At 42.8% G+C, this 17439-nt stretch carries 10 protein-coding genes and 1 pseudogene; 1 reads left to right on the forward strand and 10 read right to left on the reverse strand.

What is annotated here, in order from left to right; genetic code table 11:
* Positions 1-93: 93 nt before the first annotated feature.
* The 7 genes and pseudogenes from BSCG_RS23530 to BSCG_RS23500 form a co-directional block, all read right to left on the reverse strand.
* Complete coding sequence (locus BSCG_RS23530) at positions 94-816, reverse strand: biotin/lipoate A/B protein ligase family protein (RefSeq protein ID WP_008774899.1); 723 nt, start codon at positions 814-816, stop codon at positions 94-96.
* A gap of 19 nt (positions 817-835) precedes the next feature.
* Positions 836-2179 (reverse strand): dihydrolipoyl dehydrogenase, encoded by a 1344-nt coding sequence (lpdA, locus tag BSCG_RS23525; protein WP_008774900.1) that lies wholly within the window; start codon positions 2177-2179, stop codon positions 836-838.
* A gap of 75 nt (positions 2180-2254) precedes the next feature.
* A pseudogene (locus BSCG_RS23520) lies at positions 2255-3147 on the reverse strand (glycoside hydrolase family 25 protein).
* A 154-nt stretch (positions 3148-3301) separates the two neighbouring features.
* Positions 3302-4948 (reverse strand): diphosphate--fructose-6-phosphate 1-phosphotransferase, encoded by a 1647-nt coding sequence (locus BSCG_RS23515; RefSeq protein ID WP_004307609.1) that lies wholly within the window; start codon positions 4946-4948, stop codon positions 3302-3304.
* Positions 4949-5154: 206 nt separating this feature from the next.
* The gene (locus tag BSCG_RS23510) at positions 5155-6534 is read right to left on the reverse strand and encodes an efflux transporter outer membrane subunit (RefSeq protein ID WP_008774902.1); all 1380 of its coding nucleotides are present in this window, start codon (positions 6532-6534) and stop codon (positions 5155-5157) included.
* On the reverse strand, positions 6534-9638 hold the full coding sequence (locus BSCG_RS23505; RefSeq protein ID WP_008774903.1) for an efflux RND transporter permease subunit: 3105 nt from the start codon (positions 9636-9638) through the stop codon (positions 6534-6536). The genes BSCG_RS23510 and BSCG_RS23505 overlap by 1 nt, the downstream gene beginning before the upstream one ends.
* Before the next feature lie 3 nt (positions 9639-9641).
* Positions 9642-10898, reverse strand: coding sequence for an efflux RND transporter periplasmic adaptor subunit (locus BSCG_RS23500; protein WP_004297379.1), 1257 nt, complete (start codon positions 10896-10898; stop codon positions 9642-9644).
* Between the two features lie 272 nt (positions 10899-11170).
* Here BSCG_RS23500 and BSCG_RS23495 point away from each other — a divergent pair, with 272 nt between their 5' ends.
* Positions 11171-13387: a patatin-like phospholipase family protein gene (locus BSCG_RS23495; RefSeq protein WP_004297378.1), complete on the forward strand. Its 2217-nt coding sequence runs from the start codon at positions 11171-11173 to the stop codon at positions 13385-13387.
* A gap of 354 nt (positions 13388-13741) precedes the next feature.
* Here the strand turns inward: BSCG_RS23495 and BSCG_RS23490 are convergent, their stop codons facing one another.
* The 3 genes from BSCG_RS23490 to BSCG_RS23480 are packed head-to-tail and all read right to left on the reverse strand — an operon-like array spanning position 13742 to position 17225.
* A complete protein-coding gene (locus BSCG_RS23490; protein ID WP_004297377.1) occupies positions 13742-15205 on the reverse strand; it encodes a carboxypeptidase-like regulatory domain-containing protein in 1464 nt (487 codons plus the stop codon).
* Between the two features lie 46 nt (positions 15206-15251).
* Positions 15252-16469 carry a hypothetical protein gene (locus BSCG_RS23485; RefSeq protein WP_004312016.1) on the reverse strand — a complete coding sequence of 406 codons (1218 nt, stop codon included), beginning with the start codon at positions 16467-16469 and terminating at the stop codon, positions 15252-15254.
* Positions 16470-16475: 6 nt separating this feature from the next.
* Positions 16476-17225, reverse strand: a complete 750-nt coding sequence (locus BSCG_RS23480; protein ID WP_004297375.1) for a YjbH domain-containing protein — start codon at positions 17223-17225, stop codon at positions 16476-16478.
* Positions 17226-17439 lie beyond the last annotated feature (214 nt).

The raw sequence follows: 17439 nt of genomic DNA on the forward strand, positions 1-17439 counted from the left end.
TATTCAACCTTGATATATTACAACAACGGGCTGAAATAGAAAGTTTTAAGTTAAGTAAATTTTAACCGGATGCTGACAAAGCCAGCCCGGACATCAACGACTATATATCCACTCTTTCTGAATATATTTCCCTTCCCGGAGCTGATTAACAGCCTCTATTTCCTTCCCGGTAAAAGCACTGACAGATTGGGACTTACTGAAATACTGAAAAGCCTTCTCTTTAAAATCAGTTACAGTTCCCTCCGGTAAATAACTCCGAATATTGGTTACCTCACTCCGAACGGAAGGAACGGCATATACTGACGATAAAGTTTCATCATCAACCATCGGTTCCGGATTCAAAGCTTTATGCAATGCTGTCAGATCCGTATCATACAATAAAGTGCAATGATACAACACCCGATTCTTATGTACGCATTGCGCACTCCCTGATATTTTCAATCCATTCAGATAAATCCCCAGTCGTTCGCCTCCTTTTGCCATCAGGCCTATAGAGTTCAGGAAATCCAATGTCCGTTGCAAGTACGTAACAAATTCCGGCAATCGGGGAGCCGTTTCTATAAAAGTCAGATTGATATTGCCCAAATCATGGTACACCGCTCCCCCACCCGAAAAACGACGGGCAATATGTACTCGTTCCTGTTCCGCCCATTTCTTATCGACTTCCGACCGCAACCGCTGATGCTTACCTATTACCACAGAAGGAGTATCCTGCCAAAGCATGAAAATATTTTCATTTCCCTGCTTCAACAGATACTCTTCTGCTGCCAAGTGAAAGTAAATATCAGTAAACGGACTATAGATACATCGAATCATAGATCAAGCGGAATAAGAGTTAAAACATAATTTCGTGATAAATCTCTCCAACCGTAGGATGTGGAAACACAGTCTTCTGGAATTCCTCCACCGTGTACCCTCTCTGAATAGCAATACCTGCTATCACAATAAGTTCTGATGCCGGATTTCCCAACATGTGACAACCGATAATCTTCCCATCTTCATCCTGAATCAGCTTACAGAGTCCGTTTCCCTGTTCATTCTCCGCAACGAACCGTCCGGAATAAGCCATCGGTAATTTTGAAACACGGTAAGGAACTCCTGATTTTACCAGTTCTTCTTCCGTCTTTCCCACTCCCGCCACTTCAGGGTTGGTATAAACGACTCCCGGAACACAATCGTAATTCATCCGGTCTTCCACTCCTAAAATATGATTGATGGCGACTTCCGCTTCACGGATAGCAGTATGCGCCAATAAAGAGTAGCCTGTAATATCACCACACGCATATACACGAGGATGTGAAGTCAACAGATGTTCGTCTACTTTCACTCCATTCCGATGCAGTTCTATATTCAGCTTGTCCAGTCCTACCTTGGATAGATTTGCCTTACGTCCTACACTAAGCAAGATCTTCTCCGCTTCAATAGTAGACGTCTTGCCTTCTTTTTCTATCACAACTCCATGAGGATTTACTTCCACCACTTTCGTATTCAAATAGAAAGTGACTCCCCGTTTGGCATATTCGGCACGAAGCATACCACTGGTTTCCTTATCCATCGCTCCCAGAATCTCCGGCATCATTTCTACCACATGTACTTTCACGCCCATACTGTTGAAGAAAGAAGCAAACTCCATCCCGATCACCCCGCCACCAATAATGACCAGTGTCTTAGGGAGTTCCTTTATCTCCAAGGCCTCCTTGGAAGTCCAATAACTGATTTCTGACAGTCCCGGTATAGGAGGAATCACTGTATCAGAGCCGGTACATACCAGCAAATATTTCATGGAATAGGTTTCTCCGTCACAAGTGATTTGTATTTTCCCATCTTTTTCTCCTTCTATCAGAGCTTCCTTTTCTATAATAGTCACTCCGTAAGAACTCACAGTCATCTTCACACCGCCCGTCAACATTTTTACTGTTTTATCTTTACGGCTCATAATCTTGGATAAATCGAACGAAGGAGATTCGGCAGAAACGCCGTATTTGGAAGCACTCTTGATGCTATCCAGTATTTTAGCAGAATATAACAAAGTTTTAGTAGGAATACACCCCTCATTGAGACATACTCCACCCATTGCCTTTTTCTCAAAAAGAACGGCCTTTAATCCGTTGGCCCCTGCCCGTTCGGCAGCTGTGTACCCGGCCGGACCACCACCAATAATAGCTATATCAAAGTTCATAATCGTATTTTTTTAGTAATAATACGATTATAACAAATATGAGAAGAGATAAGTTGTAGGGAAAAGAAATACCCGTTACTTAATTGTCAGCTTTTTAAGTTCCTCTAACGAGCCATTGAACACATTCAAATCTACGTCTTCTTTAATGCCGGGGACACTTCCTACATCCGTATGTTGCCAAAAGTGCCATTTTCCCTGATACCGCACAGAGTCCACATAATAATGGGCAATCCAGTAAGGGTATGCATTGAAGATAGAGTCGTCCAGATAACGGGTTTTAAATTTATAAGAGGTATAAAGAATAGGCTTCACTCCATAATGAGATTCCACCCGGTCGAGCCAGCGTTTGATGCCTTGCTGTAATTCCTTTTTTCCTTCCGCCCGGTCACTTCTACATCAAGTACGGGAGGCAAATCACCGGAAACAAGTTTTACCGTGCGAATAAAGAAGTCCGCCTGTTTCAAAGCATCCGTGCTTGGAATATAAAAATGATAAGCGCCACGGATAAATCCATGATTACGGGCATTGGCAAAATTTGCCTCAAATGTGGTATCGTTATGATCTCCTCCTTCTGTTGCCTTCATAAAGACAAAATGCAAAGGAGTAGCCGTCTCTTTATTCTGCAACAGCTTCTTCCAGTCAATCTTTCCCTGATAGTGAGAAATGTCAATACCATGAATATCATATCCGTCAGGGATGCAGACACCATATTCCCTTAAGCCATGGCAAGGTTTCCATCGATAAGCATAAGGGCGGATAAAAAAATAATAGAAAGCGACGGAGAAACAACCGACAATTATCACTGCCAGAATATTACGAAGCCAGGTAGGCATCACAGTTCGATGCTTCACCTGTTCCTTTTTTGAGGTACGGGAAGTCTTGGAAGAAGAAGTCGTTCCCTTTCTTTTGGTAGTGGAAACAGTTCTTTTCTTCTGTACGGCAGACATCGGGTTGTTGCGTTGCGGCATTTACTTTAAACGATCAATGTTTTTAGAGATAGGCACGGATTACACGGAATACAGGGTTATAAGAAATAACTAAAAACCGTATTAATCCGCGTAATCCGTGCCTGAAAGAACCCTTCATTGCAGCTGTTGTATTAACAACTACTTTGAAGTGTATTTATTTAGCTTGTTCCAGTTGCAAAGTCTTAGTTGCCTGGTCGCAAACTTCTGTAGGACCGAAGTATTGGATCGGACCCGGATATACATAATCCGTTTCGATAGCCCAACGTTCGCGTTGTGAAGCAAATGCTTTGAAAGGAGCACCATCCAGTTTTACCAATGCTTTCTGGATAACCGGCTTCATTTCACCGTGACGACGTTCCATGTTCATCATCATAGTAATAGGCACACCACCAGCAATCCATTCAGCAGCAGGAGCTGTTGTGTTACGTACAGAAGACATATAACCAGTCTTACCGTTAGCAATCAACATAGAAGCTGTGTAACCCAAAGAGTAGCAATAGTCAGCGTCAAAGTTTGACGGAGCAGCACAACGTCCTTCATAACCGAAGAAGTGGTGTTGAGCAGCAAATTTACCAACATACTTGCCTTCTTCTTTCCATGCAGCCAACTTAGTAGCTACCATTTCAGACAACAGTTTTTCAGTTTCGATCAATGAAACCTGAACGTTTCCGTGCGGGTCACGATCCAAAGTCAACTGACGGGCAACACCTTCCGGCAGACTAGCATAAATAGCAGAGTTTTCCGGAGAAAGTTTGCGGATAATATAATCACGTTGGTGAGATTTCTTAATCTGACCGAATTCTTCAGCATTAGCAGCCAGGAAGTCATTCAATTCAGCAATCAGACGTTTCATGGCAGGAATGAACTCTACCAATCCTTCCGGAATCAAAACTGTACCGAAGTTGTGTCCTTGTGCTGCACGGTCTGCTACCACTTTAGCGATAGATGTTACTACATCGTCCAAAGACATATCTTTTGCTTCCACTTCTTCTGAAATGATACATACGTTAGGCTGTACTTGCAAAGCACATTCCAGTGCGATGTGAGAAGCCGAACGACCCATCAATTTGATGAAGTGCCAGTATTTACGTGCAGAGTTACAGTCACGTTGGATGTTACCGATTACTTCAGCATAAGTCTTACAAGCTGTATCGAAACCGAAAGAAGTTTCAATCATATCGTTCTTCAAGTCACCGTCAATTGTTTTCGGGCAACCGATTACCTGTACACCATACTTCTTAGCAGCATAGTACTCAGCCAATACACAAGCATTTGTGTTAGAGTCGTCACCACCAATGATAACCAGTGCCTTGATGCCAAGTTGTTTGATGATTTCAAGTCCTTTTTCAAACTGGCTTTCAGCTTCCAGCTTCGTACGTCCGGAACCGATGATATCGAAACCACCTGTATTACGGTATTCGTCGATGATATCAGCAGTCAGTTCCATATAGTTGTGATCTACCAGACCACCAGGACCCAGAATAAAACCATATAATTTGTTTTCCGGGTTCAATTTCTTGATACCATCGAACAAACCGGAGATTACATTGTGTCCGCCCGGAGCCTGACCACCGGAAAGAATTACACCTACATTCATAGCGGGAAGAGCAACAGCTTCACCAGCTTCGAATGTAATCAACGGCATTCCATACGTGTTCGGGAATAATGCTTTGATAGCTTCCTGATCGGCTACAGATTGAGTAGCAGCACCTGCTACAGCCTTAACAGCTCCTGATGCCAATGCTTTCGGAAGTTTGGGCTGGTAAGCAGCCCTTGCGATTTGCAATGCACTTTTAGTCATTTTCTTTAATTTTTTATTTAAAGGTGTTAGTAAGTTTCTTGTCAAACTTGAAAAGCGTTGCAAATTTCGCATTTTTTTCCGAATTATAAAAATTCTTCTTCTGTTGTTTTTAAGACAAAAGAAAGAAGAAAGAAAAATTAAGGCTATCTCCCGACGTAGGAGATAGCCTTTACGTTTTCTTCAGCGAGCTAATTTATAATATAATTCTAGGGATTCTGCTCCCAGCCTCCGCCAAGAGCCTTATAAAGTTGAACCACCGCAATCAACTCGTCACGAATGGCATTACTCAATCCGATTTGGGCATCAAAGTATCCACGTTGGGCATCCAACACATCCAGATAGTTGATGACTCCATTGATGTACTGTAATTGTGCCAGGTCCATGTAGCTCTTGGCTGAACGTTCCAGATTGGCACGAAGTTCGTACACTTCCTTAATCTTGTTGAAGTTGACAATCGCATTACGTGTTTCCTTGAAAGCTTCCAGTACGGATTTCTCATAACTATGTACTTCAGCCTCATAAGCAGCCTTTTTCGCTTTCAATGCCGCACGGTTCTTTCCCCAACCAAAGATAGGAGTTAATAAAGCTCCTTCCATCACTGCATAGGGAGATTTTAGAAGTTCCGACAAAGAAGTACTTTCACTACCGAAACCGCCTGTCAGGGCAAGACGTGGGAACATATTTGTATAGGCCACTCCTACTTTTGCATTGGCAGCAATCAATTTCTGCTCTGCCTGACGAATGTCGGGACGGCGTTCCAACAAAGTAGACGGCAACCCTACAGGAAGTGTTTCCGGAGAGTTAAACTCCTGAAGCAAACGGGAACGGGCTATCTTATTAGGATATTCACCCGCAAGATAAGCAATATCGTTCTCTTTCAGGGAGATTTTACGTTCCAAGTCAGGAACCAGAGTGGCCGTACGTGCCAACTCCACTTGTGCCTGTCGATAGGAAGTCTCGGAAGTCAATCCGCCGGCAAACCGGATACGTGCCAGGCGCACTCCTTCTTCACGGGCTTTCAATGTCTGTTTGACAATATCAAGTTCTGTATCCAAAGCTACCAGTTCATAGTAAGCCTGTGCCACTTCAGCCACAATCGTCATCTGCAATGCACGTTGTGCTTCAATAGATTGCAGATACTCGGCAATGCTGGCCGAACGCGCCCAACGCAGATTTCCCCAAAGATCGACTTCCCACGAAACGAGGAATTGTGCTTCAAAGGTATCCGATCTCTTGAAAGCATCTCCTCCATGATTCTCGAGTTCGCGTTCCCCTGTCACTTTTCCTTTAATATCCGGAAGCAATGCAGCCGTAGAAATTCGTTTCTGTGCAGCCATTTCTTTCACACGGGCAGCAGCAATCAGCATATCTTTATTATGATCCAGCGCACGCTCTATCAGACTTCTCAATGTAGCATCCGCATAAATATCCCTCCAGTCCTGGTCACCGAAGCTGACCGAATCCTGTGATCTTTCCAAGCTGTCGGGTAAATGAAGATCAGGACGGACATAGCTTTTCCCTACCTTGCAGGAAGTCAGTACTCCGGCAAGTAACAGGATAGCAATATATAGTTTCTTTCGTTTCATTATTTCTTATGTTTTAAGATTTTCGACTTTGTTTTATACACCATCACAAAGAAGAACGGCACAAGAATGATACCAAATACGATGGCAAATATCATTCCGAAAAATACACCTGTACCGATTGCCTGCCGGCTTGCCGAACCCGGACCACTTGCCAGTACCATCGGAAGCATACCGAGCACAAAGGCAAGAGAGGTCATCAGAATCGGACGGAAACGCAATTTGGCTGCGTATATGGCCGATTGCACCAAGTCTTCACCTTTATCTACCTGCACCTTTGCGAACTCTACAATCAAAATTGCATTCTTAGCGGCAAGTCCGACCAACATAACTAAGCCAATCTGGAAATAGACATCGTTTTCCAATCCGCAACCCCAGACTCCCAAATAGGCTCCCAAAGCTGCCACAGGTAAAGAAAGCAACACGGCAATAGGCACTGTCCAACTTTCATATTGTGCGGCAAGGAAAAGAAAAACGAACAAGAATACCAGTGCCATCACCATACCTGTCTGACCTCCCGCCTGCTTCTCCTGATAGGAAAGGCCGCTCCATTCCAGTCCGATATTATCGGGAAGATGATCGCGGGCAATCTGTTCCATGATCTCCATCGCCTGTCCGGAACTATATCCTTGCGCAGCTGCTCCACGAATAACGGCCGTAGTAAACATATTGAAACGTTTGATACTTCCCGGTCCTGTGGTATATGATGCATTTCCCAGAGAAGTCAATGGTACCATCGCTCCATTGGAGGCTTTCACAAAAAACAAATTAATATTGTCTTTGTGTTCGCGATAAGGAGCTTCTGCCTGAATATAAACCTTATATATACGGTTGAACATATTAAAGTCGTTCACATAAACCGAACCGGTATAAGCCTTCATGGTAGAAAACACATCAGCCAAAGGTACACCCAGCATCTTCACTTTGTCTCGATCCACATCAAAATAGAGTTGTGGGATTTCCGACTGCAAAGAAGATGACAAGCCCGCCAACTCTTTGCGTTTGGATGCGTAGTACATTAATGTATCTGTCGCGTCTACCAAATTATCAAAAGTGGCTTCTCCACGAGCTTCCAGCTGCATCTCAAAACCTCCCGAACTACCGAGCCCCGGAATAACCGGAGGAGTGGACAGATAGACTTTACATTCCGGATATTCTTCAAGATGTTTCTCTACCGTATGCATGATCTTTTCAATAGTGGTACTCTTCCGTTCCTCCCAAGGTTTCAGGATCACTGTCAGTTCTGCACGTCCCTGGTTACTTCCGACACGCGGACTACTTCCCGTTACATTCTGTATATACTCAATGTACGGGTTCTTTTCCAGATAAGCAATGGCACGCTCTGTCACGATACGGGTACGTTCCAGAGTAGCCCCTTCCGGCAGTTCCAATTCAATCTTGAAATATCCCTGATCTTCCACAGGTAAGAAACTGGTCGGAATAATGCGATGAATCAACATGATAGCAATCAACACCATACCAAAAGCACTCAAAACTCGACGAGGATGCTTAATTGTACGAGTTACGGCAGCTACATACTTATTACTACCGATACCCAGCCATTCATTAATCTTCCGGAAAACGATATTCTTTTTCTTCCCGCTATCCGGTTTCAGAATCAGCGAACACATCACCGGACTCAATGTCAGAGCCACGACCGTAGAAATAAGCACGGATACTACAATTGTCACCGTAAACTGGCGATACAACTGTCCTGTAATCCCACTTAAAAAGCTAACCGGGACGAACACAGCCGCCAATACCAGCGAAGTGGCAATCAAAGCACTGGCAAGTCCGTTCATCGCTTTTTTCGTAGCTTCATAAGGACTTAGGTGCTCCGTTTCCATGATATGTTCCACACCTTCCACCACCACAATCGCATCATCCACCACAATACCGATCGCAAGGATCAATCCGAGCAATGTCAGGATATTCAATGAGAAACCGAAAATCAACATGAATCCGAAAGTACCGATCAATGAAATAGGCACCGCCACTACCGGAATCAACGTTGCACGCCAGCTCTGCAAGGATAAATAAACTACCAGAACCACCAATACCAACGCTTCAAACAACGTCTTATATACTTCATGGATAGATTCGGAAATATAAGTCGTCATATCGAACGGAATCTCATAGCTCAATCCCTCCGGAAAGTTCTTACTAATCTCATCCATTGCCTCTTTTACCCTCTCGGCCACTTCCATCGCATTGGCACCCGGTAACATATAAATACCAAGCACGGCAGCATTTTCACCGTTGATACCACTCTCTGTATTATACGAAGAAGCTTCCAGCGATACACGTGCCACATCTTTCAATCGAATGATAGAACCATTCGCATTGGCACGTACTACGATATCTTCAAATTGTCCTACAGTGGAAAGACGTCCCTGTGTCGTGATAGGAATCGTGATATCCAATCCTTGTACAGGCTGTTGTCCCAGCACACCCGCTGCTGATTCACGATTCTGATCTTTCAATGCATTCTGCAAATCCTGTACGGTCAGTCCGAAGTTTGCCAGCTTATCCGGCTGCGCCCATATCTGCATGGCATAATAACGGCTACCGATATTGGATACACGTCCCACTCCGGGAATACGGCGAATCACATCGAGCACATTGATGGTAGCAAAGTTACTCAAGTAAATCTCATCGAACTTTGGGTCGGTAGAAGTCAAACAAAGCGTCATCAACTGACTGGGAGCCTGTTTTTCTACCGAAATACCATTCTGAATCACTTCCGCCGGCAAACGGGATTCTGCCAGTTTCACACGATTCTGAATCTCAACAGCTGCCAAATCCGGATCAGCAGATACATCAAAAGTAACTGTTGCCGAAAAACCTCCGGAGTTAGAACTATTTGATTCCATATAAAGCATCCCCGGAGTACCATTGATTTCCTGCTCAATCGGGGTAGCTACTGCCTGTGATACAGTAAGTGCACTCGCACCCGGATAAGAAGCACTAATCTTCACCACCGGAGGAGTAATCTGCGGGTATTGATCCACCGGAAGCATCGTCAGACCAATAATACCGACAATCACAATCACGATGGAGATTACAGCCGAAAAGACCGGCCTATCTATAAAAAAAGTAACTTTCATCGTTTATTCTCCTTTCGCGTTATCCTTCGTTCCGGTAACATTTTCTTTCGCCCCGGCCACTTCATTTTTTGTCGCAGTTATACTATCCTGGGCTTCTGCATCCGGTTGGCTCACCCGTACTTTCATACCCGGAGTCAACTTATGGAACCCTTCTACAACTACCATTTCTCCTTCTGCCAATCCTCTTTCTACCACCACATTATTCCCGACTTCCGGTCCTAATTCGATAAAACGTTTCTCTACTGCATTATCCCTGCGCATGGTATAAATATATGCTCCACCCTTTTCGATGGTAACGGCTTTCATTGGAACAACGAGTGCTCCTTCACGAACATCCAGCAACAATTTCACCTTTGTAAACTGTCCCGGCAACAATACTTGTTTCGGATTAGGCATTTCTGCACGTACAGAGAAAGTGCCGGTTTGAGGATCCACCTGGGGTTCGGCAAAATCCACGTATCCTTTGAATGGATAGACTGTGTTATCTGCCAATGTTATGGTAATATTGGGCTGCCAGGAACGGGTAGAATCCTGCTGTCCCAAATTAATATTTCTTTCTTTACTCTTCAGATAATCGAGTGCCGTCATACTAAAATCAACCAACACCGTATCACTCTTCACAATAGTAGCAAGCAATGATTTTCCCCCGGGTCCCACTAACGTACCCAAATCCACATTTCTTTCACTAATGTGTCCCGACAAAGGCGAACGGACAATGGTGTAGCCCAGCTCCAATTCAGCCTGTGCCAAATCCGCCTCACTCATGGCTACCGTTGCCTCAGCACTTTCATAAGCAGCTTCCGCATTATCCAAATCCAACTGGCTTGCAGCATTCTGCTCAAACAACGGACGGATACGTTTTAAATCACGCTCCGCCTTCAAAGCCTGCGCTTCGTCTTTTTTCAACTGCGCTCTGGCCTTATCAGCTTTGGCACGATACTGGTCCTGATTAATGACAAACAAAACCTGATTCTTATTGACATATGTACCTTCGGCAAAAAGCATATTTTCCAGATAGCCTTCCACCCGGGCACGGACTTCGACGAACTGTTGGGCACGAATACGCCCTACATACTCCCCGTATATCTCTACATCATCTTTCACTACCGGTTCTACAATGACTGTCGGCATTTCCGGCGCAGCCTTCTGAGGTCGGGTCAGTATCCAATACACACCCAACACAAGTACCACACATATAATAGCAGCAATGGTTCTCTTTCTCCTCAGTTTCAACTCATGTTTCGAAAAGAATAATCTCATATCGAATCTTATTATTTAATTTAACTTATGTTTGTTCTATACTCTTTCTTGCAATTAGTATGCCAAAATTCATTACACCTATTATTTACTGGTATTCAGTCTATTATATTTTGCCTTAAGAAATGTAGAAATGTAGAATCCACCAGATAAAATGTAGGAATTATCCACATTTCCGACTTTTGGAACATTTTTTTTAATTCCCATTTCAACAACTAAACAAATTATGCTCTACATTTGTATTATATTAAACATCAATACTAGACCATGTCCTAATGAAAAAACAAATCTTTTCAACATTAGTTTTATCAATTGGCATCTTATTGCCTTTTTCTTTGCATTCTCAGGAACAAAGAAAAAAGGTAGGTGTCGTTCTAAGCGGCGGCGGTGCTAAAGGAATGGCACACATCAAAGCACTGCAAGTGATCGAAGAAGCCGGAATTCCTATTGATTATATAGCCGGCACCAGCATGGGAGCTATCGTAGGCGGTCTTTATGCCATCGGTTATACTCCGGAACAATTGGATAGCATGGTACGAAAACAAGATTGGACATTCCTATTGAGTGACCGTATCAAAAGAAGTGCCATGTCATTAACAGATCGTGAGCGATCTGAAAAATATACAGTCTCTATTCCTTTCACCAAAACTCCCAAAGATGCCGCTACCGGAGGAATCATGAAAGGACAGAATCTGGCTAATCTATTTTCAGACCTTACCGTAGGGTATCATGACTCTATCGACTTTAATAAACTTCCCATTCCTTTTGCCTGTGTAGCAGCCAATGTTGTTAATGGAGAACAAATTGTATTCCATGACGGAATACTCTCTACTGCCATGCGTGCCAGTATGGCTATCCCCGGTGTATTTACTCCGGTACGGCAAGACAGTATGGTATTAGTGGACGGTGGCATTGTAAACAACTATCCGGCAGATGTTGTGAAAGCCATGGGGGCCGATATTATTATCGGAGTAGACGTACAGAATGCTCTGAAGAAGGCTGACAAGCTCAATAGCGTCCCCGACATTCTGGGACAAATTGTAGATATCACCTGTCAGTCTAACCATGAAAAAAATGTAGATCTCACAGATACCTATATCCGTGTCAATGTAGATGGATATTCATCCGCCAGTTTTACTCCAGCCGCCATTGATACCCTGATGCGTAGAGGCGAAGAAGCAGCAAAAGCCCAATGGGGTTCATTGCTTGCTTTGAAAAAGAAAATAGGAATAGCCGAAGATTATACCCCGAAACAACATGGTCCTTATTCTTCTCTTTCTAATGCGCGTACGGTTTATGTGACGGACATCTCATTTTCCGGTGTAGAGGTGGATGATAAAAAATGGTTGATGAAGAAATGTAATCTGAAAGAAAACAGCGATATTTCCACTCAACAAATAGAACAGGCCCTGTATCAGTTACGTGGCAGTCAGTCCTACTCCAGTGCCAGTTATACGTTGAAAGAGACACCTGAAGGTTATCACCTCAACTTCCTGTTACAGGAAAAATATGAAAGAAGAATCAACCTGGGCATCCGTTTCGATTCGGAAGAGATCGCATCTTTGTTGGTCAATGCAACAGCAGACCTCAAAACTCGTATTCCTTCCCGCCTGGCTCTTACCGGTCGGTTGGGTAAACGATATGCTGCCCGCATAGACTATACGCTGGAACCAATGCAACAGCGTAATTTCAACTTCTCGTATATGTTCCAATACAATGATATCAATATTTACGAGGAAGGCGACCGTGCCTATAATACAACTTACAAATATCATCTGGCCGAATTCGGCTTCTCTGATGTATGGTACAAGAATTTCCGTTTCGGACTCGGTCTTCGTTTTGAATATTACAAATACAAAGATTTCTTGTTCAAGAAACCTGAAATTTCCGACCTGAAAGTAGAATCCGAACACTTTCTAAGTTATTTTGCCCAAGTGCAATATAATACCTATGATAAAGGACGTTTCCCTTCTAAAGGAAGTGACTTCAGAGCCGCCTATTCACTCTATACGGATAATATGGCACAATACAACGAACACGCTCCATTTTCAGCACTGAATGCTTCGTGGGCAAGCGTCATTCCTGTAACCCGCCGTTTCTCTATCATTCCTTCCATTTATGGACGTATCCTGATCGGAAGAGATTTTCCCTACCCGCTGCAAAATGCCATTGGCGGTGACGTACCTGGTTTCTATATTCCACAGCAATTACCATTTGCCGGGGTTACCAATCTGGAATTGATGGATAACACCATTATGATTGCATCTATTAAGTTCAGACAACGCATGGGAGCCATTCATTATCTTACACTGACGGGTAACTACGGACTAACAGATAGTAATTTCTTCGATATATTGAAAGGCAAGCAATTATTCGGTATCAGTGCAGGCTATGGAATGGACAGTATCTTCGGGCCATTGGAAATATCATTGGGATATTCCAATCAGACGGACAAAGGAAGTTGCTTTGTGAATTTAGGGTATTACTTCTAATGTAATACAGTATTTTCGAAAAGCAAAAGAGGAGACCGCTTCACAGTGACCTCCTCCTTCTATACTCTATATGAACATGCCCCAAAGGGTTTATTGGAAAAGGAGCATATTCAAAAGGGTTTTATCTTAAAATGAATAATTAAAAACTTATTATACTGCCATCAACTTGACAAACGGTATCAAAGTCATATCAACGATCTTCACAGACAGTTGATATTTGGGGAAATGTGCATCAAAATAAAATCTGATGCATGGGGCCAATTAGGTAAAGAAGTACCTCTGTACTTTTTTCTAATCGACTAAGGCAGGGATTCAATGCTACAAATGAATCTAAGCCCCTTACTATAAAACATCTTAGATACTACCACCCTTACCACCGCTATGTGTCGGATTATAAGTAACCGTTTTATATTGATGGTCCGTACCGGTATAACGAGTTGCTGTAATCGAAACAGACTTTGCAGTACCCTTAAACTTTACATTAGCCGTCAACGTGGTAGTACGGACTTTTGCATAGCAAGTATAACTCATGGTAGTATATCCGTTTACATTTACAGTGTTATAAACACGTTCAGTTTCCGTAATGCCAGATACCGATCCCATTAATGAGAACATACGAGTTTTCATAAAAGCAACCATTGCATTCACCGTTTTTGTATCTTCAGCACTAGCACCAGCTCCTAATTGCGATTTAACTTCAGCAACAAGACCAGCATCATTCTTATCATAGTCCCAACCAGACTTTTCCTTATATTTCAGTTCAATGCCAGCCACCGCTTTAGCATTCTCGCTATTATCACGACTAGCTTGTCCTAGAATATTAGTTGTCACAGTTTCATTACTAATCTTGCTATATACTTTATTCTCTATAGCATAAGCAGAGAAGTGATCGACTTCGGCTGTATATGCAGTGACAGCTCCACTTTCTGTAGTAGAAGATATATTTTTAATTACATTTCCATTATTATCTTTTGCATCCCCCCATTCTCCTGTATTTGGATTCTGATAAGTAAGTATCATATCAGCATCAGCGAATGTTATTCCAGGGATAGGATTAGGAATAGAAATCGTAACAGACTTCTTAAATTTCAAACCAGACGGTTCAAATTTAGCAGCAGCTAAAGGTATGCTTTTAGGTACATCTCTATTCACGTCCTCTGCCTTTACTTCAGTAGTTACTTCTTCAGGAGCAGGAACAAAGGTTGTCACACTAATGTTGACTTTACCATCTTCAACAATTCCTGCTTGTTGTTGAGATGCCTCAATTGCATCTTCCGGTATTGTCAGTTCGACTTTCACGAGCGGTTTATCCTCTACCACTTCTTCCGGAGCAACTTCTCCCGGCTTTTCAATTGCCTGATTCGATTCACTATTATCCTCTACTTTAGTTTCTCCTGTAGCCTCTATTGACACAGCAGTTTTCGGACTCTCCTTTGTCAAAGCCAGAGCTACCGTTACCACACTACGATTCTCTGCATTATTTGCAATGACAACTGACGTTTTCTGTGAAAGATATCCATTAGAAGACGCTTCAATACTATAAGTACCTGTAGCACTTTCTGTAACAGAGAACTTACCATTCGAGTCGGTTGTGTAATTTTTACTACCCACTTTTACCTTTGCCCCATCCATTGCTGCTCCTCCGGAAGTCACCGTCCCCATAATGTAATACTCTACAACCGGTTTCGGAGTTTCAACAACTTCCCCTTCTGCCGGTTTCGGATCGTCATCATCATCGTGACAGGCTACTGTCGCAAAAGTTAACATACCCAAGGCTATCGCCATGGCACCCACATAAAACCATTTTACACTTTTCATAATGTTCAAATTTGTTAAAAATACTAGTTTAAATATCAATCATGTTTCACTTCTCACTCGTTCTAATCAAATAATATCGAATATAATCCGGCTGCCAGAAGTGTGAATTCTCTGCCGACTTAGGTTCAACACTATAACTTTCGCCCAATGAACGATGAGCGTATTCATTCCCGCTACGCATATCATACTGAAAAGCAAAATATTCGGGAAGCATCACCCGTAGCAGATGTCGCCTGCGTTTCTTTCCCGGTAATGGAATAGAGAAATTAAACCCTGCATTCGTTGCTCCATCTGTGTACATACCATATATACCTACAATATATTCGCCGAAATAGCGTGAAAGAGTTCCGCGTACTCCATAATCTCCATAAATAAAGCGGGCCCCTTCTACTTTCACCAAGGTATTCACTTCCGGCACATAATATCCTACGCTAATCTGTCCATTGACTCTTTTCCACTTACTCATTTTCCAGTCACTGCCATAGAAATGGGAAGAACCGGTAATTCCTCCTCCACCTTCTACCGTCCACCTGCCGTTTGCTGAAAAATAGCCGATTCCTGCAGCAAGTCCCTGACGGTCATTAGAGAAACTACCGCCAGTGAGGTATCCTTTCCAATGGTTAGCCAAGCGAAAATCCTGACGCAAAGCCATGAATCCCAAGCGAACGCAGTTCCACTTACCATCTTCATTACTTACAATAGGCAAAGAAACCTGCATCCGTAGCGAAGCTCCTTTCCATAATTGCATTTCCAGGGCAGGTTGCAACTCGAGTGCCGCCTTATACAACTTATAAGTTACATTATTGACTAACATCACGTTGGGATATATCACAAAATCTACCTTACCGAAAGAACTTTCTTTTCGTTTTACACCTTTCAGCTGACGCACAGCAGTTCCGGTAGAAGTAGTCATCCCCATCTTACGATACACTTCATCCAACGTACATTCACCGGACTGACATTTTTGAATCAAATCTGCAGGGATAGTTATACATAATTGTGGTAGGGCATTATCTAATATAAGTAGCTGCAAAGTCGGTATTTCCGGTATAGCAACCAAATGGCGTATAGCAATACCGATTCCATTATAAATACCTCTATAGGCAGAGGTCTCAAAAGCCGCAGTTATCGTGTCCCTTTTCTCCACAACTGAAATATTCTCCATTTCCAATTCTTTCAGTGTCTCACTCACACGAACTGGCTGTGCCTGTAACAAAGAAATACCACAGAGAAAAACAGCAGTCACACTAACAATCCTTTTCATCTTCTTTTAATGTATTAATGTACATTCATACCGCAGACCAGCGGAAACACACGTAAATTCACGAGTAAACACATTGACGGACAAATGCTTCCAAAAGCGCATGGCAGCCCCCATATTCCATCCATGCGTATCATATTCCACCATCAATTTCAATTCTTTGCAAAAAGAAGGCGTGTAACGGACACCTCCGAAAGGTCCTTTATTAAATACCCGGCAATCGCCTTGATGAATATACCATCCGGCTGTGACAGCCAATTGATCTCCTGAACGAAATCCGATAGTCTTTGTCAACACACCATAATAAGCTCCCCAATATGGAGTCTTCTTCTCAGTCAAAAGATCATCTCCACCAATCACAACAGCCGGAAAATAGCGGCTTTCTTTTATTGGACGAATGCGAATCGTATTAGAACGGTCCTGATTATGATAACCCGTTCTGCCTGTGCCGGTTGTCATTTTGAGTAATGTCATCCGATAAGTGAATTCGATAAAAGAGAAAAGAGTCATATCTACAAAATAGTTCATGGTAGGGAAACTGAAAACCGATGGAGTAACCTGTTCTGGTAAGAAATTGACTCCTCCCGTAAATGTACCGGTCTCTTGCATTTCAGCGGTAGGTATCATCAACTGCCCCGTTGTTCCCATGGAATATTGCGCATGAATCAGACCGCTCATCGGAATGAGTATCAGAAATAGAATACTACCTTTTAACGAAATAAATGGCTTATTCCTAAAAGCCGCTTTAGTTTGTTTCATCTTTATTTGTATGTTATACTTTTAAATAGAGATATTCTCAAAACTTTTTTGATTAATCCACTATTTTTACCTTATATAATTCTGTTACTTCTTAGGTAACAGTAAACACACAATCGAGACCAACCGGAATGAGAACAGAGAAAAACATCGACAATTACAGTGAGAGAAGAGCTTTTGCCTTTAGCGAAGGGGAAAATTCTTTTTAAAACAGGAC

Origin of the sequence: Bacteroides sp. 2_2_4 (genome assembly GCF_000157055.1) — a bacterium.
GTDB lineage: Bacteria > Bacteroidota > Bacteroidia > Bacteroidales > Bacteroidaceae > Bacteroides > Bacteroides ovatus.